At 57.6% G+C, this 21,298-nt stretch carries 16 protein-coding genes; 8 read left to right on the top strand and 8 right to left on the bottom strand.

Going from position 1 to position 21,298, the window contains the following annotated elements:
- Positions 1-28: 28 nt before the first annotated feature.
- Entirely contained in the window at positions 29-937 is a 909-nt protein-coding gene (locus DXXMK7_RS09405; RefSeq protein ID WP_038920945.1) for a LysR family transcriptional regulator, read from the bottom strand.
- A gap of 102 nt (positions 938-1,039) precedes the next feature.
- Between DXXMK7_RS09405 and DXXMK7_RS09400 the strand changes: the two genes are divergently transcribed.
- From DXXMK7_RS09400 to DXXMK7_RS09390, 3 genes are all read left to right on the top strand, one after another.
- Positions 1,040-1,915 carry an MBL fold metallo-hydrolase gene (locus DXXMK7_RS09400; RefSeq protein WP_038918864.1) on the top strand — a complete coding sequence of 292 codons (876 nt, stop codon included), beginning with the start codon at positions 1,040-1,042 and terminating at the stop codon, positions 1,913-1,915.
- A gap of 289 nt (positions 1,916-2,204) precedes the next feature.
- Complete coding sequence (locus DXXMK7_RS09395) at positions 2,205-2,849, top strand: DsbA family protein (protein ID WP_038918863.1); 645 nt, start codon at positions 2,205-2,207, stop codon at positions 2,847-2,849.
- 246 nt (positions 2,850-3,095) lie between these two features.
- The gene (locus tag DXXMK7_RS09390; protein WP_038918862.1) at positions 3,096-3,701 is read left to right on the top strand and encodes a glutathione S-transferase family protein; all 606 of its coding nucleotides are present in this window, start codon (positions 3,096-3,098) and stop codon (positions 3,699-3,701) included.
- Between the two features lie 180 nt (positions 3,702-3,881).
- Here DXXMK7_RS09390 and dmsD read toward each other — a convergent pair whose 3' ends face one another.
- The 6 genes from dmsD to lrp all read right to left on the bottom strand — a co-directional run bounded on the left by dmsD (position 3,882) and on the right by lrp (position 12,540).
- Complete coding sequence (dmsD, locus tag DXXMK7_RS09385; RefSeq protein WP_038918861.1) at positions 3,882-4,496, bottom strand: Tat proofreading chaperone DmsD; 615 nt, start codon at positions 4,494-4,496, stop codon at positions 3,882-3,884.
- 319 nt (positions 4,497-4,815) lie between these two features.
- Positions 4,816-6,111, bottom strand: a complete 1,296-nt coding sequence (gene serS / locus DXXMK7_RS09380) for a serine--tRNA ligase (RefSeq protein WP_038918860.1) — start codon at positions 6,109-6,111, stop codon at positions 4,816-4,818.
- A 106-nt stretch (positions 6,112-6,217) separates the two neighbouring features.
- On the bottom strand, positions 6,218-7,561 hold the full coding sequence (locus tag DXXMK7_RS09375) for a replication-associated recombination protein A (RefSeq protein ID WP_038918859.1): 1,344 nt from the start codon (positions 7,559-7,561) through the stop codon (positions 6,218-6,220).
- A gap of 7 nt (positions 7,562-7,568) precedes the next feature.
- Complete coding sequence (lolA, locus tag DXXMK7_RS09370) at positions 7,569-8,183, bottom strand: outer membrane lipoprotein chaperone LolA (protein ID WP_100849449.1); 615 nt, start codon at positions 8,181-8,183, stop codon at positions 7,569-7,571.
- Positions 8,184-8,391: 208 nt separating this feature from the next.
- On the bottom strand, positions 8,392-11,928 hold the full coding sequence (locus DXXMK7_RS09365) for a DNA translocase FtsK (protein ID WP_038918858.1): 3,537 nt from the start codon (positions 11,926-11,928) through the stop codon (positions 8,392-8,394).
- Between the two features lie 117 nt (positions 11,929-12,045).
- A complete protein-coding gene (lrp, locus tag DXXMK7_RS09360; RefSeq protein ID WP_010277211.1) occupies positions 12,046-12,540 on the bottom strand; it encodes a leucine-responsive transcriptional regulator Lrp in 495 nt (164 codons plus the stop codon).
- 501 nt (positions 12,541-13,041) lie between these two features.
- Between lrp and trxB the strand changes: the two genes are divergently transcribed.
- The 5 genes from trxB (at position 13,042) to infA (ending at position 18,782) form a co-directional block, all read left to right on the top strand.
- Positions 13,042-13,995, top strand: coding sequence for a thioredoxin-disulfide reductase (gene trxB / locus DXXMK7_RS09355; protein ID WP_038918857.1), 954 nt, complete (start codon positions 13,042-13,044; stop codon positions 13,993-13,995).
- A gap of 228 nt (positions 13,996-14,223) precedes the next feature.
- Positions 14,224-15,990, top strand: coding sequence for a cysteine/glutathione ABC transporter permease/ATP-binding protein CydD (cydD, locus tag DXXMK7_RS09350; RefSeq protein ID WP_038918856.1), 1,767 nt, complete (start codon positions 14,224-14,226; stop codon positions 15,988-15,990).
- 19 nt (positions 15,991-16,009) lie between these two features.
- Positions 16,010-17,731 (top strand): cysteine/glutathione ABC transporter ATP-binding protein/permease CydC, encoded by a 1,722-nt coding sequence (gene cydC / locus DXXMK7_RS09345; protein ID WP_038920942.1) that lies wholly within the window; start codon positions 16,010-16,012, stop codon positions 17,729-17,731.
- A 12-nt stretch (positions 17,732-17,743) separates the two neighbouring features.
- A complete protein-coding gene (gene aat, locus DXXMK7_RS09340) occupies positions 17,744-18,472 on the top strand; it encodes a leucyl/phenylalanyl-tRNA--protein transferase (RefSeq protein WP_038918855.1) in 729 nt (242 codons plus the stop codon).
- Positions 18,473-18,563: 91 nt separating this feature from the next.
- On the top strand, positions 18,564-18,782 hold the full coding sequence (gene infA, locus DXXMK7_RS09335) for a translation initiation factor IF-1 (RefSeq protein ID WP_002211347.1): 219 nt from the start codon (positions 18,564-18,566) through the stop codon (positions 18,780-18,782).
- A gap of 232 nt (positions 18,783-19,014) precedes the next feature.
- Here infA and clpA read toward each other — a convergent pair whose 3' ends face one another.
- The gene (gene clpA, locus DXXMK7_RS09330) at positions 19,015-21,291 is read right to left on the bottom strand and encodes an ATP-dependent Clp protease ATP-binding subunit ClpA (RefSeq protein ID WP_038918854.1); all 2,277 of its coding nucleotides are present in this window, start codon (positions 21,289-21,291) and stop codon (positions 19,015-19,017) included.
- Between the last annotated feature and the right edge of the window lie 7 nt (positions 21,292-21,298).

Genomic DNA, 21,298 nt, shown 5'->3' with positions numbered 1-21,298 from the left:
GTCGATATTTCGACAGCACAGGCTTGTTTCAACGGCGAGAAACCCGCTTCCACTCCAGGTTGCTATCGAACCATTCCGCCAAAAAATCCACCAATGCTCGCAGTGCGGGCGGCATACGCTCACGGGAGTGATAAACCGCATAAATGTCCAGTTCTTGCGGTTGCGCTTCGGGAAACAGGGCGATAAGCCGCTTGCTGGCGATCAGGTCTGTGACGGAATAGACCGGTTGCAGACTTACGCCTGCGCCATTCAATGCCGCCTCCAGCAGCATCAGCGAGTCATTGGCGCTGAAACTGCCGCTGACCGGTATCGCTACGGCTTCGCCTTTGCAGGTAAAACGCCACAGGCTTTTGCCAAAAAAGGAATAGGTCAGGCAGTTATGCACCGCCAGATCCTCCACACGTTGCGGTGTGCCATGCACGGCCAGATAGGATGGCGCCGCGCACACTACCGACGGACATCCCCCCAGCCGACGCGCAATCAACCCCGAATCCAGTTGACTGGTAATGCGAATCGCCAGATCGATACGCTCCTCGATCAGATTCAGGGTATGACTCGCTACCTGCAGGTCAATAGCAGTCTTTGGATAACGCCGCAGATAGGCGGTGATCGCCGCCACCAGCGTCGTTTGCGCCAGAGACGGGGAGCAAGTCAATCGCAACAATCCGGATGGCTCCTTCCTGCCGCGGGACGGCATCTCCAGTTTTTGCGACACCGCCAACAATTCGCGACAGTGCCGCAATGCCGTCTCGCCTTCACCGGTCAGACTCAGTTGTCGGGTGCTACGATGTAATAACCGGGCTTCAGCCCAGCGCTCCATCTCGGCCAGATAGCGCGTCACCATAGCACGCGACATCTCCAGCGCCTGTGCCGCCCCCGTCAGGCTGCCCTGTTCGGTTATGGCGACAAAGACCCGGGCCGCGGTAATTCTATCCATCATTCGTCCGTTTTATGCAACAAAGCTGTTCGACAGGCAGAGTTTTTCTTTACGAAAATGAAATTTACCATGACGCCATCTTTTTCAGGAAGGAGTATTACCGTGTTAAAACAAACCCTGCTCGCCACCCTCTTCGCCTCCCTGGCGTTTTCCGCCTCTGCCGCGCTGAAGATGGAGGTTTACAATCCCGGCGAAAAATCAGTCTTCCCGGTATCGTCTGAAATCATTACCGGCGAACACGATGCCTTGCTGGTCGATGCCCAGTTTCAGCGTAACGATGCCGAAAAGCTGGTGGAAAAAATCCGCGCCACCGGCAAAAACCTGAAAACCATCTATATCAGCCATCACGATCCGGATTTTTATTTTGGGCTGGATGTGCTGAAAGCCGCCTTCCCTAACGCGCAGATCGTCGCTACGCCGCAGACCATCGCCGCCATCAACGCCACCAAAGACAAAAAAGTGGCTTACTGGGGGCCGATTCTGAAAGAAAACGCGCCGAAACAGGTCGTGGTGCCGCAGGCGCTGAATGCGGATCATCTGACACTCGAAGGCAACACTATTGATATCGTGGGTCTGAAAGGCGCGACGCCGGACCGTACCTTCGTCTGGATTCCCTCGCTGAAAGCCGTCGTCGGTGGTGTGCATACCTCGGCGAATATCCATGTGTGGGTGGCGGACACCCAGACGGTTGCTTCGCGTCAGCACTGGCTGGCGGACCTGGATGCTATCGATAAGCTCAAACCGACCACCGTGGTGCCAAGCCACTATCTGCTGAACAAAGACGGTTCCGCGCCCTGGTCACCGAAAAATGTGGACTTTACCCGCCAGTATCTGAAGACCTTCGAGCAAAACGTCCCGTCGTCGGCCAACAGTACGGCGCTGATCGACGCGATGAAGCGCGCCTACCCGGACCTCGGCGAACCCGCATCGCTGGAACTGGGCGCTAAGGTCATCAAAGGCGAGATGCAGTGGCCCTGATAACCGACCGATAAAAGCCAGAGGCGACCGCCCGCGGATCGCCTCTGGCGTCAGGATGGGTCACTTTTCTTTCAGGTTTGCGATCCCTGATCGCAGAACGGGTACAGAAAATTATGTCATCGCCTGCTAACTCTCAGGAAATAGATAATAATTAAAGCAGAGCGCCACACAGGCGATAATAACGGGCTGCCATTCCCACACTCTCTCGGAAAGGCGCGTGGCGCGATAACCCAGTCTCTTTCCCTTTTCTGATGTGCCCGGTGCACCGGGTAACATACGGAGCGTATGAATGAACAGGCTACACTACATCTTCGACCCTCTGTGCGGTTGGTGTTACGCCGCAGCGCCGTTAATCCATGCAGCCCGTAAAATCGAAGGGTTGCCTGTTGTGCTGCACGCCGGTGGCATGATGACCGGCCCGAACCGACGTCGCATTACCCCGGAGTGGCGGGATTATGTTCAACCACATGACCGCCGCATTGCTCAGATGAGCGGTCAGCCGTTCGGCGATGGCTATTTCAATGGCCTGTTGTGGGACGTGACGGCAACGCTCGACTCTGAACCGCCAACGACGGCTATTCTGGCGGCGGAAGAGCTGGGCGGCCGGGGGCTCGACCTGCTTGAACGCCTGCAACGCGCCCACTATGTCGAGGGGCTGCGCATCTCCGATCCCCCGGTACTGATGAAAATGGCGGTAGAAATCGGCCTGTCGCTGGACGACTTTGAGAACGCCTGCACGCACTGGCGCGGTTTGCCGACCCGCAAGCATATCGAAGAGAGCCGTCAATGGCTTACCCAGTCGGGCGGCGCGGGTTTTCCGACGCTGGTCTTCGCGGTAGACGATATCTTCACCACACTGAATATTGCCCCCTGGCTGGGTCGCCCTGACGACTGGCATGACTATCTGGCAAAACTGGTGGCGGAAAATCAGTAAACTTCGCCCAACCCGCTTTTTCGCAACAACCGCACGATAGAAAACAGCGGGTTGCCGGCGTAGTCGGCATGAAAATACAAAAACACGGCAGCGGCAAGATGTCGGCACCGTGCGCAGAGCGTTAGACTGACGCCACCCGGCAAAGGTGGTCTTTCATTGCCGCCCTTTCATCCTTATGTCCTATGACTTTTTCGTCGTGACCTGCGATGTGAAATCGCAGCATTTCCCCCATAGACAGGACGCCCCATGATTCGTGTTCATCATCTGAATACCTCCCGTTCACAGCGGGTTTTATGGCTACTGGAAGAACTTGATGTCCCTTATGAGGTGATTAATTATCAGCGCAATAAAGCCACCATGCGCGCCCCGAAAGCCTTGCGTGACATTCATCCGCTGGGAAAAGCGCCGGTGGTTGAGCACGACGGTCAGGTGCTGGCGGAAACCGGTTTAATCCTGGAATATCTGGTCGCCACATTTGGCCCGCAGTTGGCTCCATCGAGCGACAATCCGAACATTTGGCGCTACCGCTACTGGATGCACTACGCTGAAGGTTCACTGATGTCGGCCATGCTGCTGAAACTGGTCGCTCACAAAATGGGACCATTTGGCTGGCCGATTCGCAGCATGACCACTACCCAGCTCAATCTGCATTATGATTTTCTGGAACAGGAGGCCGGGAAATTTCGCTGGCTGGCAGGCGATGCATTTTCAGCAGCGGACATCATGATGGGATTCCCGCTGGATATTGCCGCCCAGCGCGGCTGGCTCACCCCGGCGCGCGCCAGTCTCTGGCGTCTACTGGTAGCCATGCGGGCGCGACCTGCCTGGCAGCGCGCCGCCCGCTACGGTTAACAGCAGCGCATACCATGACAGTCCCCATTCATCATGGTATGCGCGGCGAGCAATATCGCTCAACAACACGCCGCCAGGATTTCCGCCCGACGACATTACAGCCAGGTTGCGAAAACAACCGCCAAAAACAACCGCCAATAAGGCACTGTGCAATAAAGCGCTATTCACTAAAAACGCCATTCAATAGAACAGTGCCTTTTCCATCTGGATCAACTGGAATCGTGCCTGCCAGTCCTGCAGCGTGATGCGGGTTAACCGCGCCACGCCCTGATAAAACGGGTGGCGACAGTGGCACTCCAGCAAATCCAGATAGCGCGTCGCCCAGGGTAGCAAATGCTCGGTCAGCAATTCCGCCAGGCTGTCCGGCTGATTTTCCGCACACCATGCCGCCAGCATCAGCATCAGGCCGATGTGATCCTCCGGCTCATGCCGATCGCAGCGCGGCTCAATCCCCAGTTCTCGCAACCAGCGCCGCAATGCCAGTGTCGAATCACCAAACAATACATTTTGCCGGTCAAGATATACCGACCCCCAGGGCGGCGCAGGCACTTCCTCGCCACTGTTGAATAATCGCCGCCAGGCGACCGACAACGTTTCATCGTAGCCCGGCTGCAAGCCAAGCTGAATTTGCCGGGCGGCAATGGCGATGTCTGCCCGGTCGCCACATGGCCATGTCTGCTGCCACGCCTGATGTCTCAGGCGCTCAATCCACGCCGCGTTATGTTCATCATCCGGTGCATAATAGAGTAAAGCGCCTAGCAACCGTCCGGTCAGGCTGACGATATGTTTTGGCATAAATCACCTCGTTGACTCTGTCTTCAGGAGGATTCCCTCCTTGCTGTTATCGGGCGTTGTTATCCTGCGTTTTCATCCTGCCACTGTCGGTTCTTTCCTCAGCTGAGTCAGTACCGGCCAGTGCAACGACAAAAAACTTAGAACCCCGCGAGCCAGCTCTCCATAAGAGGATGCCTGAATCCTCTCATCCATACCGATATCCGGCCGGAATCAGACAATTCCGCGCGCCATGACCACGGCGAGACGTGATTTCAGCCATAAAAAAAGCGCCCCGAAGGACGCTTTAGTAAGAGAGTGAATGCCGTCATGATTGACGGTATTAACCAATAAATTGCAGACCATTCATGTACGGACGCAACACTTCCGGCACTTCAATCCGACCGTCAGCCTGCTGGTAGTTTTCCAGCACCGCGACCAGCGCGCGCCCTACCGCCAGACCAGAACCGTTCAGGGTGTGTACCAGACGGGTTTTCTTATCGCCCTTGCTGCGGCAACGCGCCTGCATGCGACGCGACTGGAAATCCCAACAGTTGGAACAGGAAGAGATTTCACGATAGGTATTCTGCGCCGGCAGCCAGACTTCCAGATCGTAGGTTTTGCATGCGCCGAAGCCCATATCGCCGCTGCACAGCAGCACTTTGCGATACGGCAGTTTCAGCAGTTGCAGTACTTTTTCCGCATGCCCGGTCAGTTCTTCCAGCGCTTGCATGGAGTCTTCAGGACGGACGATCTGCACCATTTCGACTTTATCGAACTGGTGTACACGGATAAGACCGCGCATATCCCGACCATAAGAGCCGGCCTCAGAGCGGAAGCATGGCGTATGTGCGGTTAGTTTGATCGGCAGCGACTCTTCATCCAGAATTTCATCACGTACCAGATTGGTTAACGGCACTTCCGCGGTTGGAATCAACGCATAGTTGCTGGTTTCAGCTTCTTCTTCCAGCGGGCGGGTGTGAAACAAATCCTCTTTAAACTTAGGCAACTGCCCCGTGCCATACAATGTGGCATGGTTGACCAGATAAGGGACATACGCTTCCTCATAGCCATGCTCAGCGGTATGCAGGTTGAGCATGAACTGCGCCAGCGCACGGTGTAACCGGGCTACCTGACCTTTCATCACCGAGAAGCGGGAACCAGTCAACTTCACGCCCAGCGCCATACTCAAACCGCCCGTAATGTCGCCCAGGTCCACATGGTCGCGTACAGGGAAATCAAACTGACGGGGCTCTCCCCAGCGAAAGACTTCCTGATTTTCAGAATCATCTTTACCCAGCGGTACACAGTCGTCAGGAAGGTTGGGAATAGTCAGCGCAATGTTCTGAATCTCGCTCTGAATCTCTTCCAGCTCAGCTTTAGCAACGTCCAGCCTTTCACCCAGCGTGTTCACTTCTCGACGCAGCGGCTCAATATCTTCCCCACGCGATTTAGCCGCCCCGATCTCTTTCGATCGGGAGTTACGTTCTGCCTGCAAATTTTCCGTTTCGACCTGAAGCACTTTACGGCGTTCTTCCAGCGTACGCAGCGCTTCCACATCCAGTTTAAAATTTCGGCGAGCCAGTAATTTTTCGGCAACTGCGTCTAGCTCATTACGCAGTAAATTGGGATCGAGCATGCTAGTCCTGTGCTTGTATTATTAAGGGGATATCGATAATTACAGGGCGCCGACAGCGGCGCCGTGCAGCAGAAAATCTCGGAATAACCTTACCGCAACGTTAATGCTAGCGGTAGCGTTTTGTCGGGCTATTTTGATCCTGAGCAGCGAGCCAGGCCAGCTTTTCGCCAATCTTGGCTTCCAAACCCCGCGAAGTCGGCTGATAGTAGTGCGTTTCTGCCATTTCAGGCGGGAAATACACTTCACCGGCGGCGTAAGCGTTATCTTCATCGTGCGCGTAACGATATTCGGCGCCCAGCCCCATCTCTTTCATCAGGCGGGTTGGCGCATTACGCAAGTGCTCCGGCACGTCGTAATCCGGCTTATCACGGGCGTCGTGCATCGCGGCTTTAAACGCGGTATACACCGCATTACTCTTCGGCGCGCACGCCAGATAAACTATCGCCTGAGCGATGGCGCGCTCCCCTTCCGCCGGGCCGACACGAGTGAAACAATCCCAGGCGGCGATCGCTACCTGCATCGCCCGCGGATCGGCGTTGCCCACATCTTCAGACGCGATAGCCAGCAAGCGCCGCGCAACATACAAAGGATCGCCACCGGCGGTGATGATACGGGCATACCAGTACAATGCGGCATCCGGCGCCGAACCGCGCACCGATTTATGCAACGCGGAAATCAGGTCGTAATAGCGATCGCCTTTGTTGTCAAAACGGGCGCTGCGTTCGCCGGAAACTTCCTTCAACAATGCCGATGTCAACAGACGCTGACCGCTGGCGTCCACTTCCGCCATATCGGCCATCATTTCCAGCAGATTCAGTGAGCGCCGGGCATCGCCGTTTACCAGCTCAGCCAGCAGGCGGCGAGTCTCATCCGGCAAGACAATCTGCTGTCCGCCCAGCCCCCGTTCCTTATCCTGCAGCGCCTGCTCCAGCACCTGTTCGATATCGTCGGCGCTCAGCGCTTTAAGCAGATAGACGCGAGCGCGGGACAGCAGCGCCGAGTTCAGCTCAAAAGACGGGTTCTCGGTGGTGGCGCCAATAAACGTGATGGTGCCGTCTTCAATGTGCGGCAGAAAGGCGTCCTGCTGGCTTTTATTGAAGCGATGCACTTCATCCACAAACAGGATGGTACGACGCCCGGCATCACGGTTCTGGCGCGCGCGCTCAATTGCCTCGCGAATCTCCTTGATGCCGGAGGTTACTGCGGAAATCCGCTCCACATCGGCATGTCCATAGCGCCCAATCAACTCGGCCAGTGTCGTTTTCCCGGTCCCCGGCGGCCCCCACAGAATCATCGAGTGGAGCTGCCCCGCTTCAATCGCGCGCGGCAGCGGTTTGCCAGGCCCCAGCAGATGCTGTTGACCGATATATTGCGCCAGCTTGACCGGCCGCATCCTCGCGGCCAGCGGCTGGAACTGATTGCTGGAAAAATCGAGTGACAGGTTGCTCACACACGCCTCACTGACGCTGATCGTCCACCGCTACGCCTTTCGGCGGCGTAAAGCGAAACTTCGCGGCATCCACCTCGCCATTTTGCTGATTCTTCAGCGTATAGGCGCTGCGCTGCCCATCTTGTTCGGTGGCGGTAAAACCGTGGATAGTGCCGTCACTGGTCACGTTGATGGAAAACTGTTTCAGATTGCCATTAGCCGCACGGGGAGTCAGGTCGAAGTCATCCCCTTTCTGACTCACGTTGTACTTACCCCAGTCTTTCGGATCGTTACGGGTGATCAGAATAAACGGCGTATTACCGGTCGCATCCTTCACCCAGGTTGCCGTCACCTGTTCGACGAACGGGTTATAAAACCACAGTGTTTTACCATCGGACACCAGCGTACTTTCATCCGGCGATGTGGTTTTCCAGTTGAACAGATTCGGGCGTTTTACCCACAGTTCACCGGCGCCTTCCTGCACCGCAGCACCGTCATTGGTGGTGACTTTTTGCGTGAAGCTGGCGTGAAAGCTGTTCACTTTACTCAAACGGCTCTGTAAATCACCGGCCGCATCGGCATAGACTGCGCCGGAAACCAGACTGGTCAGTAAACAACCAGCCATCAACCCTGTTCTTATCATACAAAAAATCCTTTGCGTGTTCTTACCGCGTCGCGGCTCCCGACGGGAGCCGATTTCAGTTGAACGCAACTTCAGTTGAGCGCTGATTCAATTGAACGCTGCTTCAGTTGAACGCTAATGTAGCCCAGCCGGGCATGGCATGACAGGCGAATTGTCTGTTACCCAATACTTTTACGCTTCTTTGCAGGGACATACACCGCACCGAAAATTACTCCATCGGCGGCGGCGCCAGCACCTCGCGGTTGCCGTTATGGCCGGGGGCGCTGACAATGCCCTGCATCTCCATCTGCTCGACGATGCGGGCCGCACGGTTATAGCCGATGCGGAACTGGCGTTGCACCCCGGAAATCGAGGCGCGGCGTTTTTCCACCACAAAGGCCACCGCCTGATCAAACAGCGGATCCAGCTCTTCGTCTCCGTCAAAGCCAAGGCTACCGCCCTCGCCGTCGTCATCGCCGCTGATAATACTGTCGATATACTCTGGACGACCACGCGCCTTCCAGTCCTGCACCACGGCATGCACTTCCTGATCACGCACGAACGCGCCATGAACGCGAACCGGAATCGAGGAGTTGGGCGCCATGTACAGCATATCCCCCATGCCGAGCAGCGATTCCGCACCACCCTGATCGAGGATGGTACGGGAGTCGATCTTACTCGACACGGTAAAAGCGATACGGGTAGGGATGTTGGCTTTGATAAGGCCGGTAATCACATCCACCGACGGGCGCTGCGTCGCCAGCACCAGATGAATCCCGGCGGCACGAGCCTTCTGGGCCAGTCGAGCGATCAACTCTTCCACTTTCTTGCCCACCGCCATCATCAGGTCGGCAAACTCGTCCACCATCACCACGATATACGGCAGCTTTTCCAGTACCGGCGGTTGGGTATCCATACTGTCACCCGGTTTCCAGAACGGATCCGGCACCGGTCGACCCATCGCTTCCGCCTGCATCACGCGTTCGTTATAACCGCTGAGGTTACGCACGCCGAGCGCCGACATCAGCTTGTAGCGGCGCTCCATCTCACCCACGCACCAGCGCAAGGCATTGGCGGCGTCTTTCATGTCCGTCACGACTTCGGTAAGCAGATGCGGAATCCCCTCATACACCGACAATTCCAGCATTTTCGGGTCGATCATAATGAAACGCACGTCTGCCGGCGTCGCTTTGTACAACATACTGATAATCATGGCGTTAACGCCGACCGATTTACCGGAACCGGTGGTACCGGCCACCAGTAAGTGCGGCATTTTCGCCAGGTCAGCCACAACCGGCTGTCCGGAAATATCCTTGCCCAGCACCACCGCCAGCGGCGAGGCGTTGTCACGGAATCGATCGCAATCCAGCACTTCCCGCAGGAATACCGTCTGGCGATGGCGGTTCGGCACCTCAAGCCCGACGTAGGGTTTGCCGGGGATAACCTCGACAATCCGCACCGCCACGACCGACAATGAACGCGCCAGGTCTCTGGCCAGATTGGAGATGCGGGCCGCCTTGACGCCCGGCGCCAGATCCAGCTCAAACCGGGTGATCACCGGGCCCGGATGGTAATCCACCACCGTCGCTTTAACGCGATAATCCGCCAGCCGGGTTTCGATCAGGCGCGCCATGTCATCCAGCGCGTCACGATCCACCGGCGCGTCATTCATGGAAGGCGGCGTCAGCAGGTCCAGCGATGGCAATGGCGTCGTCGGCCTCTGCAGCGGTTGGTCGTTACGCATCAGGAACGGATGAATCAGGCTGTCCATAATTGACGGCGATTCGGCTTCCGCTTCAGGTTCGTTCGGCGCAGCGGTCTGCAACGCATGTACTGGCGCCAGCGGTTGCGCCTGCTGCTCATCAGGGAAACTCTCCTGCGGCGGCAGCGTGAACAGCGGCTCTAGCGGACCATCATCCACCAGGTCGGCAAAGGGTGAAATAGCGAAGGCGCTGTCCAGCGGAGCCTCGGTCTTCGGCGTCATGTCCGGCTGTCTGGTTTCGGCCGCAGCAGGCACCGCCTCGGACGGTTCAGCCGCAAAAATCGCCGGCGCAGCCTGCACCGTATCCGGCTCATGCGCTTCTCCATAACGGGAACGCTGCATGACGGCGAAGTCACGCGCCAGTTGCGCTTGCAACAGCGTTTCTTCGTCCTCTTCATGATCGGGATAGGTTTCGCCGTAGCGTTCGCGTTGCTGATCAGCAAAAGCCTGTCGTAACGCCGCGTCTTGTATCAACTCCTGCTCGTCGTCAGGCAACGCTGTCTGCGCTGTCACGTTGTCCGGCAAAGGCGCTGGCGCGGCAAACGACGCCGACGTGCTGGTTTGCTCAACGTGGGCGGCTTGCGCCTGTTGCTCCGCTTCGCGGGCCTGCTGTTCAGCCAGCCGCTGCGAGGGCAGTTTGATGCCATACGATGCCAGTTCACGGCGAGTAGGAATACGCACCGGATTTGGCCGCGGCAATTCCGGCCCCATACCGCGCTTGACCTGCGGATTGTTATCTTCATCGGTGGTAAACGCCGGCATGAACGGCGCCGCATTTTGCAGTTCCGGTTTCGGCTCAGGGGCAACCCCGGCGCTTCCAGAAACGACCGTCGCCGCCGTGACTGCCGCCGCGGCCGTGCGGGCAATGCGATCGTCAGCTTGCAAGGTCAGCGGTTGCCAGTCAGGCAACGGTTCAGACAGTGATGACGCAAAGCCAGCCGGTACAGGCGCTGTCTCCGCAGGCGCTGGCGCCCATGTCGATGCCGGCGAGACATCAACCTTCGGCCTGAATTCAGGCGCAGGCGTTGCAACCGGCGGGACATAGGATTCAGACCCGGCTAACGGCGTAACGGCTATTGGTTCAGGGTGCGGCTTCAGCACCGGCTCCGCATCAGGCGTTGCCGCAACGGCAAATGCAGGCTCGTTCGCTTCGTCTGCAGCCGGCATGCTGGCGGCGGCCGATGCAACGGCGGGCACACCGGAAGTCGCCGTCACCGCCGGGGCGGAAAACAGCACGTCATCTTCCTCTACGTCATCGTCCTCTGCCGAGGACGACATCGCGGTGGATTCTTCTTCGTGAGGCCCGGCTGTACGGCGAGCGTCTTTCCGCGTTTCGACTGGCGACTCATCGACCTCTTCGTCATCATCATAAAGGTAGTCATCTTCACGTCGACGCCCGGAAAACAGCGTCAGGCACCCCATCACCCCGGCGCCGAGCTTTTCGGCGATCGTCAGCCATGACCAGCCGGTGAACAGCGTCAGCCCGGCGGCCCAGACGCACAGCAGAATCATGGTGCCGCCGATATTATTGAAACGCGGAATCATCGAGCTGCTAAGCAAACTGCCCAACACCCCGCCGGAGGCAAAATAGTAGATGTCATCCACATTGAGCGCCGCCAGCCCGCACGAGGTCAGAATCAGTGCCAGCGTGCCGATCAGACGCAGCGAAAGGGTAAAGTAATCCAGCGTGGCGCGTTGGCCGCGCTGGCGATGGATCACCCAGCACAACGACACCATTACCACGGGGATGGCATACGCCAGTACGCCGAAAATGAAAAACAGGGTATCCGCCAGCCAGGCGCCTACCCCGCCCCCCAGATTGTGAATCGGTTCATGCCAGGCGGTCTGCGACCAACTGGGATCCGAGGGACTGAAACTCAGCAGCGCCACCGCCAGATAAATGGCAAAAAGCACCACAACGATTAACATCGCTTCCAGTAAACGTCGACCCGCGCTGAGTTTTTTCAGCGTGACGTCTTTATCTTCTGTATATTCCTGGCTCAAGCGTCTCTCCAGGTTCCCTGTAAATGTTTCATGATAAAGCGCCGAGTCTTCCCCGGCGCCATACTGTACAAATTCACAGGAGTGTAGCTGAATTTATCGGGTTATGCACCCTTGCCGTCAGCGGGTCTTGATGACCAGCCGGTTGCTTTGCTTCACTTCTTCCATCACCACATAGGTGCGGGTATCGTTTACGCCCGGCAGACGCAACAGCGTTTCTCCCAGCAACTTACGGTATGCCGACATATCCGGCACGCGGGTTTTGAGCAAATAGTCAAAATCCCCGGAAACCAGATGACACTCCTGAATTTCCTCAAGCTTCTGCACGGCTGCATTGAACTGTTCAAACACATCCGGCGCGCCGCGATTGAGAGTAATCTCAACGAACACCAGCAATGACGCATCCAGATAATGTGGGTTCAGCAGCGCGGTATAGCCATTGATAAAACCCTGTCGTTCCAGACGACGAACGCGCTCCAGACACGGGGTTGGCGAAAGACCGACCCGCTTGGAAAGTTCCACGTTGGAGATACGTCCATCTTTTTGCAATTCGTTCAGGATATTGCGATCGATACGATCAAGATCTTTTCCCGGACGTTTTTTCGTGTCTACCATTCTTATTGTCTCTCTTCATCCTTCCCTGTTTAACCGCTGTCTCTGACCAACCTCAATGTACCAGAGCCACCCCTAAAGAAGACCCCTGCCTTTTGTAATGTGTTCATTCTCTGTTCCGACCGCGTTTCCCGGAAACGTTGTAAAACGCCGGTTATCCATCGGCAGACAAACGCCGCCGCTAGAGACCCCAAACGCATAAAAGCCGGAGCATTTAACTATTCACATACAAAAAATTTCCTCTTCCAAGGATGTTTTCGCAAAAGCGCAGCCGATTGTCAAAGTAAAACAATTAAAATCAGAAGAAAGTGCCAGATTCGCTCCCGGCAGTCCATTAGGGCAGCGTTTTCACACGCTCCGCACCCGCCGTCAGGCTATTCGCCGTTCCCTGCCAATATTCCGTAACGATTGAACCGATAGCCAACAACATTCCTCCACACTTTTTTTACGCAGGTAATTTCCTTACAATCGGTCATATCGTCCGTTCGAGTGAATGAGGAACTCATGAGCACTGCCAAACACCGTAAATTATTGATTCTGGGTTCAGGCCCGGCAGGTTATACCGCCGCGGTCTATGCTGCGCGGGCAAACCTAAATCCGTTGTTGATTACCGGCATGGAAAAAGGCGGTCAGTTGACCACCACCACCGAAGTGGAAAACTGGCCCGGCGACCCGGACGAGTTGACCGGTCCGCTGCTGATGGAGCGTATGCACGCTCATGCCGCCAAATTCAATACCGAAATCGTCTTTGACCACATCACGCGCGTCGACCTGCAAACCCGCCCGTTCCGCCTGTTCGGCGACAGCGATGAGTACACCTGCGACGCCTTGATCATCGCCACCGGCGCATCCGCCCGCTATCTGGGTCTGCCGTCTGAAGACGCGTTCAAAGGGAAAGGCGTCTCCGCCTGCGCAACCTGCGACGGTTTCTTCTATCGCAACCAGAAGGTCGCGGTAGTCGGCGGCGGCAATACCGCAGTGGAAGAGGCGCTGTATCTGTCCAACATCGCCGCCGAAGTGCATCTGATCCATCGTCGCGACAGCTTCCGCGCGGAGAAAATCCTGATCGACCGTCTGATGGCGAAGGTCAGCAGCGGCAATATCGTGCTGCATACCAATCGCACGCTGGATGAAGTGCTGGGCGACGATATGGGCGTGACCGGTGTGCGCCTGCGCGACGCAGCTGAAGCAACCGAGCAGTTGGATGTAGCGGGCGTGTTTATCGCTATCGGTCACAGCCCGAATACCGCCATATTCGGCGATCAGCTGGAACTGGAAAACGGCTACATCAAGGTGCAATCCGGCATCCACGGCAACGCGACTCAGACCAGCATTCCCGGTGTATTCGCCGCCGGCGACGTCATGGACCACATTTATCGCCAGGCTATCACTTCCGCTGGCACCGGTTGTATGGCGGCGCTGGATGCCGAACGCTATCTGGACGCCCTCGTCAAGTAAGCCTTGATGACCAACAATGCCAACCCGGGCGTGATCGCGTCCGGGTTTTTTATTGCAGTTCATCACTGCAAAAATTGATCGACACCCCGTTCCGCCATCTGCTTTTCGTTTGCACAACCCCGCCACCGCGGTAACATGGCGCATCGCGACCGTTACGCTCACAATTGTGTTAAGTAACGGTTATGTAAGCGTTATTTTCATGTACCAACTGGAAGCGATCGGCACCTGATGAAAGACACCCGACAACGAGAACTGACCCGCTGGCTGAAACAGCAAAGCCGTCTGGCGCACCGCTGGCTACGACTATCGCTGATGCTCGGTCTGGCAAGCGGCCTGCTGATTATGGCGCAGGCCTGGTTACTGGCCTCACTGCTCCACGCCCTGATTATCACCCACACCCCGCGCAACGAACTGACCACGATGTTTCTGTCACTGGCAACGACATTCGTATTACGGGCGTTGATCAACTGGATACGGGAACGCGTCGGTTTTCGCTGTGGTCAGACGATTCGCCAGCACATCCGCCAGCAGGTTCTGGATCGACTGCAGCAGTTGGGACCGGCCTGGATTCAGGGAAAACCGGCCGGCAGTTGGGCCACACTGATACTGGAGCAAGTGGACGATATGCACGATTACTACGCCCGCTATCTGCCCCAGATGTATCTGGCCGTACTGATTCCGGTGCTGATCCTGATTATCGTGTTTCCGGTGAACTGGGCCGCGGGGGTCATTCTGTTAGCCACCGCCCCGTTGATCCCGTTGTTCATGGCGATGGTCGGTATGGGCGCCGCCGACGCCAACCGCCGCAACTTTCAGGCGCTGGCCAGACTGAGCGGCAATTTTCTTGATCGACTGCGTGGTCTGGATACCCTGCGCCTGTTCTATCGCGGCGAGTCGGAAACCGCACAGATTCGCCAGGCGTCGGAACAGTTTCGCAGTCGCACGATGGAAGTGCTGCGTATGGCCTTTCTGTCTTCCGGCGTGCTGGAATTCTTCGCGTCGATTTCGATCGCGGTGGTAGCGGTTTATTTCGGCTTTTCATACCTCGGCGAGTTGCATTTTGGCAGCTACGGCGTCGGCGTAACGCTGTTTGCCGGTTTTCTGGTGCTGATTCTGGCGCCGGAGTTCTTCCAGCCGCTGCGCGATCTCGGCACGTTTTACCACGCCAAGGCGCAGGCGGTCGGAGCGGCGGAAGCCCTGCACCGTTTCATGACGGCCGAAAGCGAGGAAACCGGAGCCGGCACGCACCTATTTCAAAGCGATACGCCCGTCACACTGGTCGCCCATGAGCTGATTATTCTGTCGCCCTCAGGCAAAACACTAGCCGGGCCGCTCACCTTTAAACTGAACGCCGGGCAACGGGTCGCGCTGGTCGGTCCCAGCGGCGCCGGGAAAAGCTCGCTGCTGAACCTGCTGCTGGGTTTTCTGCCCTACCGTGGTTCACTGACGGTCAATGGCGAGGAACTGCGTACCCTGTCGTTCACGTCATGGCGGCAGCACCTGAGTTGGGTGGGGCAAAATCCTCACCTGCCGGAACCCACGCTGCGGCAGAACGTACTGCTGGGTCGCCCGAAGGCCAGCGACCATATGCTGCAACAAGCGCTTGAGCGCGCGTATGTGCACGAATTTCTGCCTCAGTTGCCGCAAGGCCTGGACACGCAGTTGGGCGACGGCGCCGCACGTCTGTCAGTCGGCCAGGCCCAGCGGGTCGCCGTGGCGCGCGCATTGCTGCACCCATGTCGATTACTGCTGCTGGACGAACCCTCCGCCAGCCTTGATGCGCACAGCGAACAGCGGGTCATGAGCGCGCTGAGCGAGGCGTCGCACACTCAGACCACATTGCTGGTGACCCACCAACTGAGCGAAATTCGGAACTATGACGAAATCTGGGTCATGGTCAACGGCCAGTTGGTCCAGCAGGGTGACTACCTTACCCTGAGTCAGGCCGCCGGGCCGTTTGCCGACTTACTGGCGCAACGCCGGGGAGAACTGTGAGATGGAAAAGATTCGGGCAATTCAGGTACTCAAACCCTTTCTGGCGCTGTACCGCCGTCACCTGTTCCGGCTTGGGTTGGGCGTTTTGCTGGCGATACTGACTCTGTTAGCCAGTATTGGTCTGTTGACGCTGTCAGGCTGGTTTCTGGCGGCCTCGTCCATCGCCGGTCTGGCCGGGCTGACTACGTTCAACTATATGCTGCCGGCGGCCGGGGTGCGCGGCGCAGCGATTCTGCGTACCGCCAGCCGTTACTTTGAGCGACTGGTAAGCCACGACGGCACCTTTCGCGTCCTGCTGCATCTGCGTGTGTTCACCTTTAGCCGTATCCTGCCGCTGGCGCCGGGCGGGCTGATTCGTTTTCGTCAGGCCGAACTGCTCAACCGGCTGGTAGCGGATGTGGATACGCTGGACCATCTCTACCTGCGGGTAATTTCTCCGCTGGTGAGCGCGCTGGCCGTGATTCTGGCGCTGGCTTATGGCTTGAGCTGGCTGGATGCGTCGCTGGCGCTAACGCTGGCCGCCATCATGCTGGCGCTGCTGCTGGTGTTGCCTCTGGCGTTTTACCGTGCGGGACAACCGGTCGGCGCCGACCTGACCGCGCTGCGCGCCCACTATCGGGTACAACTGACCACCTGGATCCAGGGGCAGGCCGAACTGGCGGTATTCGGCGCCCTGGCGCCCTTTCGCCAGCAGTTGGAAATACTGGAGCAGCGCTGGTTTGAACGACAACGTCAACAGGCCGGGCTAAGCGCGTTGTCGCAGGCCATCCTGATTGCCGCCAGCGGCCTGACCGCCACCTTACTGCTGTGGCTGGCCGCCGGCGGCGTCGGCGGCGACCATCAGCCGGGTGCGCTCATCGCGCTGTTTGTGTTTGCCGCCCTCGCCGCTTTCGAAGCGCTGGCGCCGGTCGCAGGCGCCTTCCAGCATATCGGGCAAGTCGTCGCGTCGGCGGCCCGAGTCGATCAACTACTGAAACTGCGCCCGCCGGTTGCCTTTCCGTCTCAGGGTCCTATGCCGTTGGAGCAGGTTCAGCTCACACTGGATAAAGTGAGCTTTACCTACCCGGAACAAAACCAACCGGCGCTGAGCGGAATTACGCTGACGTTTACGCCGGGCGAGCATGTCGCGTTATTGGGGCGTACCGGCTGCGGCAAGTCGACGCTGTTGCAATTGCTGACCCGCGCCTGGGATTGCAGCGCCGGCGAAATTCGTCTTAATGACACGCCGATCGCGGCATTCCCGGAGTCTACGCTGCGCGATGCCATGAGCGTGGTGCCGCAGCGGGTGCATATTTTCAGCGCCACGCTGCGGGAAAACCTGCGGCTGGCGGCCCCAGCGGCCAGCGACGAGCGTTTGCAGGCGGTGCTAACGCAAGTCGGCCTGGAGAAACTGCTGGAGGATCAGGGGCTCAACGCCTGGCTGGGTGAAGGGGGACGCCAGTTGTCCGGCGGCGAACAACGCCGTATCGGCGTGGCGCGCGCCCTGCTCCACCCGGCGCCGCTGGTGTTGCTGGATGAACCGACCGAAGGGCTGGACGCCGATACCGAACAGCGCATACTGCAGTTATTACGTCAGCATTGCCTGGGTAAGACCCTGATCGTCATTACCCATCGCCTGAATGGACTGGAGAGTATGGACCGGCTGTGCGTGATGGATGGCGGACAACTGGTGGAACAGGGTTCGCATCATAGCCTGATGGCGTTGCAAGGGCGCTACTGGCAATTTCATCAACACCTGTAGGCCGAGGTGCGCATGCTGTTGTATGAACTGTCTCCGTTTTCGCTGCAGTTTCCCAACCCGGAAACCGCGCTGCGGGATCCCAATGGTCTGCTGGCCTACGGCGGCGATCTGTCGCCCGAACGCTTGCTAAGCGCCTACCGTCAGGGTATTTTCCCGTGGTTTTCACCGGGAGAGCCGATCCTGTGGTGGAGCCCGGACCCACGAGCGGTGCTGTTCCCGGCACAGTTTCACCTTAGCCGCAGCATGAAAAAGTTCATTCGCCGCACCGATTATCGGGTCACACTGAATCAGGCGTTTGAAGCGGTGATTTCCGCCTGCGCCAGCGAGCGCGAGGAAGGCACCTGGATTGGCAGGGACATCGTGCGCTCCTATGTTCAGTTGCACCTGTCCGGCCTGGCGCACTCGGTCGAGGTCTGGCGTGGCGCCCAGTTGGTGGGCGGCCTGTACGGTATCGCTCAGGGCGCGCTATTTTGCGGCGAGTCGATGTTCAGCCGGGCGGATAACGCGTCCAAATACGCGCTGGCGGCGTTTTTGCAGCATTTCGTGCGCCACGGCGGCCAGTTGATTGATTGCCAGGTGCTCAACGACCATACTGCCTCGCTGGGCGCCTGTGATATTCCCCGGCGCGAGTTTCTGTACGAGCTGAACCGGCTGCAACAGGCCGCATTAATCGATGGTTGCTGGCATCCGCAACCCCTGAATACACCCACTGCCGCCACCCCTGGTGAAGGGGATAAATGAGCGGCAGCGACTTACGCGCCTTTACATAATGAGGGTTTTTCGGCATTATCTTGCCGGTTAAAAACTAAGGTACTTAAACCTAGAGGATTCGATGGCCAAAGAAGACAATATTGAAATGCAAGGCACCGTGCTGGATACGCTGCCCAACACCATGTTCCGCGTTGAGCTGGAAAACGGGCACGTGGTTACCGCTCATATCTCCGGTAAAATGCGTAAAAACTATATCCGCATCCTGACGGGTGACAAAGTGACTGTGGAACTGACCCCGTACGACCTGAGCAAAGGCCGCATTGTCTTCCGTAGCCGTTAACAACCGCGCTATCGCCTGAGGCGATGCGCCAGGGTGTTTACCTCTCTGCCCTCACCCTTCGGTGAGGGCGTTTGCATTTTAAGCCGGTCAATAACTTACCCGCCTATTAATTCGGATATCGCAGTAAGCTGCAGTCAGGCAAACCGTGTGGTAACGTGAATGCGACCAACATGAAAAAGGGCATCTGACGATGCCCTTTTGTGTTTTTAGCGTGACGACGTAATCAATTCACTCAGTGAACCGCACCTTCGGCTTTAGTCTTTTGCGCGCTCAGGAAGCGATAAGTCAGCTGTTGGGCGGCCTTATCCAGTTCCACTTTCACGGAGCCGCCGTCTACCAGCGAGCCGAACAACAGCTCATTGGCCAGCGGTTTCTTGAGGTTTTCCTGAATGACTCGCGCCATCGGTCGCGCGCCCATCGCTTTGTCATAGCCTTTTTCCGCCAGCCAGTTACGTGCTTCTTCGCTAACTTCCAGCGACACGCCTTTGGCGTCCAGTTGCGCCTGCAGTTCGACAATAAACTTGTCCACCACCTGCTGAATCACTTCAGCCGACAGGTGGTTGAACCAGATGATGCCATCCAGACGATTGCGGAATTCCGGCGTGAAGACTTTTTTGATCTCTTCCATCGCATCGCTGCTGTTGTCCTGCTGGATAAGACCAATGGACTTACGCTGGGTTTCCCGCACCCCGGCATTGGTGGTCATCACCACGATCACATTGCGGAAATCCGCCTTGCGGCCGTTGTTATCGGTCAGCGTGCCGTTGTCCATCACCTGCAACAGCAGGTTGAACACATCCGGGTGCGCCTTCTCGATCTCATCAAGCAGCAGCACCGAATGCGGATGCTTGATCACCGCATCGGTGAGCAAACCGCCCTGATCGTAGCCCACGTAGCCCGGAGGCGCGCCGATCAAACGGCTGACCGTATGGCGTTCCATGTATTCAGACATATCGAAGCGCAGCAGCTCGATATCCAGCGCTTTCGCCAACTGTACCGTTACTTCCGTTTTCCCGACCCCGGTCGGACCAGCAAACAGGAACGACCCGACCGGCTTGCGCTCATGCCCCAGACCGGCACGGCTCATCTTGATGGCTTCGGTCAGCGCCTCAATGGCTTTATCCTGCCCGAATACCAGCATCTTCAGACGATCGCCCAGATTGCGCAGCACATCACGGTCACTGGCGGAAACGGTTTTCTCCGGAATACGGGCGATGCGGGCGACCACCGCTTCAATATCCGCCACATTGACGGTTTTCTTGCGTTTGCTCGCCGGCAGCAGGCGGCAGCGGGCGCCGGCCTCATCGATCACGTCGATCGCTTTATCCGGCAGGTGACGGTCATTAATGTATTTCACCGCCAGTTCCACCGCCGCACGGATCGCCTTGGCGGTATAACGCACGTCGTGGTGCGCTTCGTATTTCGGCTTCAGACCATTAATGATCTGCACCGTCTCTTCCACGCTCGGCTCGGTGATGTCGATTTTCTGGAAGCGGCGCGCCAGCGCGCGATCTTTTTCGAAGATATTGCTGAATTCCTGATACGTGGTGGAGCCAATCACGCGAATCTTGCCGCTGGACAGCAACGGCTTGATCAGGTTGGCGGCGTCCACCTGACCGCCGGAAGCTGCGCCAGCACCGATAATGGTGTGGATCTCGTCGATAAACAGAATGCTGCTCTGATCCTGCTCCAACTGCTTGAGCAGCGATTTAAAGCGTTTTTCGAAGTCGCCGCGGTATTTGGTGCCGGCCAGCAACGAGCCGATATCCAGCGAGTAGAGCGTGCAGTCGGCCATCACCTCCGGCACGTCGCCCTGCACGATGCGCCAGGCCAGCCCTTCGGCGATAGCGGTTTTCCCCACGCCGGATTCGCCTACCAGCAGCGGGTTGTTTTTACGGCGACGGCACAGCACCTGAATCGTGCGCTCCAGCTCGCTGTCGCGGCCGATCAGCGGGTCGATGCCTCCCACCCGGGCAAGCTGGTTGAGATTTGTGGTGAAGTTTTCCATACGCTCCTCCCCGCCAGCCTGTTCTTCGTTAACCGGATTTTCCGGGTTTGCCGCCGGACCGGTTTCTTCTTTGCGCGTACCGTGGGAAATGAAATTCACCACATCCAACCGGCTGACGTCATGTTTGCGCAGCAGGTAGGCAGCCTGAGATTCCTGCTCGCTGAAGATGGCGACCAGCACGTTGGCGCCGGACACTTCGCTGCGCCCGGACGATTGCACGTGGAACACGGCGCGCTGCAGCACCCGCTGAAAGCTCAGCGTCGGCTGGGTATCCCGTTCTTCATCATTTTGCGGCAGCGTGGGCGTGGTCTGTTCGATAAAGGTTTCCAGTTCCTGACGCAGAACCGCCAAATCGACCGTACAGGCTTCCAGTGCCTCTCGTGCGGAGGGGTTGCTGAGCAGCGCCAGCAACAAATGTTCCACGGTCATAAACTCATGCCGGTGCTCGCGCGCTCTGGCGAAAGCCATGTTGAGACTGAGTTCCAGTTCTTGATTGAGCATAGGCACC

The sequence above is a fragment of the Dickeya sp. MK7 genome (genome assembly GCF_000406305.1).
Classification (GTDB): Bacteria; Pseudomonadota; Gammaproteobacteria; order Enterobacterales; family Enterobacteriaceae; genus Dickeya; species Dickeya fangzhongdai.
This window is presented reverse-complemented; position numbering and strand designations above follow the sequence as displayed.

Coding starts and splice junctions, on each gene's coding strand:
- DXXMK7_RS09405 (WP_038920945.1), bottom strand. CDS start 937: ATGGATAGAATTACCGCGGCCCGGGTCTTTGTCGCCATAACCGAACAG.
- DXXMK7_RS09395 (WP_038918863.1), top strand. CDS start 2,205: ATGAACAGGCTACACTACATCTTCGACCCTCTGTGCGGTTGGTGTTAC.
- DXXMK7_RS09390 (WP_038918862.1), top strand. CDS start 3,096: ATGATTCGTGTTCATCATCTGAATACCTCCCGTTCACAGCGGGTTTTA.
- dmsD (WP_038918861.1), bottom strand. CDS start 4,496: ATGCCAAAACATATCGTCAGCCTGACCGGACGGTTGCTAGGCGCTTTA.
- serS (WP_038918860.1), bottom strand. CDS start 6,111: ATGCTCGATCCCAATTTACTGCGTAATGAGCTAGACGCAGTTGCCGAA.
- lolA (WP_100849449.1), bottom strand. CDS start 8,183: ATGATAAGAACAGGGTTGATGGCTGGTTGTTTACTGACCAGTCTGGTT.
- lrp (WP_010277211.1), bottom strand. CDS start 12,540: ATGGTAGACACGAAAAAACGTCCGGGAAAAGATCTTGATCGTATCGAT.
- trxB (WP_038918857.1), top strand. CDS start 13,042: ATGAGCACTGCCAAACACCGTAAATTATTGATTCTGGGTTCAGGCCCG.
- cydD (WP_038918856.1), top strand. CDS start 14,224: ATGAAAGACACCCGACAACGAGAACTGACCCGCTGGCTGAAACAGCAA.
- aat (WP_038918855.1), top strand. CDS start 17,744: ATGCTGTTGTATGAACTGTCTCCGTTTTCGCTGCAGTTTCCCAACCCG.
- infA (WP_002211347.1), top strand. CDS start 18,564: ATGGCCAAAGAAGACAATATTGAAATGCAAGGCACCGTGCTGGATACG.
- clpA (WP_038918854.1), bottom strand. CDS start 21,291: ATGCTCAATCAAGAACTGGAACTCAGTCTCAACATGGCTTTCGCCAGA.